The organism is Shewanella hafniensis, from assembly GCF_019655335.1.
GTDB lineage: Bacteria > Pseudomonadota > Gammaproteobacteria > Enterobacterales > Shewanellaceae > Shewanella > Shewanella hafniensis.
Map to the genome: position 1 here is coordinate 1 of NZ_BPFD01000171.1, position 1484 is coordinate 1484.

A 1484-nucleotide genomic window follows, 5' to 3' on the forward strand; every position below is an offset into this window, starting at 1 on the left:
ATACTAAAAGCTCACTGATATTAGTGTTTATAACATTATCTTCAATATAAGATATTGCATTAACTTTATTTATTGCACTGACGCCAGATATTCCACCAAAAAAGAAACTGCCATTCCAGAATATCCCACTCTGATTATTGTATTCTTCTTGACTACCATAGTCAGTTGTTAGTGTGAGTAATTTTCCATTTCTGCTTAAAATCAACTCATTTATGGAAGATGCCATAAAGTCATTGCTATCATCAATTGCGATTGAGTAGATTGGTTTGTTTGAGTTATAAATCTTATTAGTTTCTAACGTTTCTTTTTTAGTCGAATAGATTGAAGTTCTTGTTCCAAAAAGATATTCACTTGGTGTCTCAGTTATGCAATAAACAAAGTCATCATCAAAAATTGTTTTTTCGTTGCCGTTAGCATCTATACTCATCAACCCACCTTGAGTAGCAAGTAGAAGTGTGCCATCAAAGGTCTGTTGGATTTGGAAGATTGGGTGTTTATTTTTTAGTGATAGTTTTCGAATTTTTTTTCTATCTAGTAGATCAATTATGTATATGTCTGAATTGTTTGTTCCAACAATTAATTCGGTTCTTTTTGGGTTTTTAAATAGAGTGACAATGCTATCGCTTAATATTGTTGCTTTTAAATTCCCATTAAACTCATAAAGACCATTATTACCCCCAATGATTAAATAGTCATTGTTTCTTATGATATACTTAGGCCCTGATATTCCTGTGTCTATTTTATCTTCGAGGATAAAGTTTGAATTATATACTTCCACTTCGCTACTATCATCAGAAGTCACAATGTGTTCATTGTCTAACAAGCTTATTGACCAGATATTTCCGATAGGATTTATTAGGGACTTTACAACATTGCTACTATCTCTGATTAGAATAAATCCCATATTTAATGAAGGTATTATTGTATAGTTATTCGTTCTGTAGGCTTGAACCTGATTTGTAATTTCTTTCTTTTCTAATACATAACCTTTTGATGTTACCTCTGATGATTCAAGGTTTGTTTGTATTACTTGACCATCAATCACGGCTAGAGCTCTATACTCACCAGCAAGAGACTTCGGTATGTCTTCAGATATTTTTTTATAAATACCATTTGATGTTAAAATGTAAATTCCACTTCTGCCTTTTACTATGTCTACAGATTGTAGGGATAAAATAGTAGCTGTTGAATCTTCGCGATAATGAATGATTTTACCATCATGATTTCTTATAATATAGCCGTTGTTGGTCTTTATTGCTTTCTTTATGAAGCTAAAGCTTTCATCTTGATATGTTTTTATTATTTCTAAATTATCTTTTCTAATATCAATTATCTTGTTTTTAGTACCTATTGTATAAACTTCACCATTGTCATTTATAGACCATATGGCTTCATTTATTTTTTTTTGTTTTTTGAAGGATTCAAGTTCTGAGTCGTAAACATTTAAACCATTGTCAGTTCCAACTAACATTTTTTTATTGTCA

At 30.7% G+C, this 1484-nt stretch carries 1 pseudogene; it reads right to left on the reverse strand.

The features are described 5' to 3' along the window. Positions 1–1484, reverse strand: a pseudogene (locus K5Q99_RS21720) (EAL domain-containing protein); the annotation flags it as partial.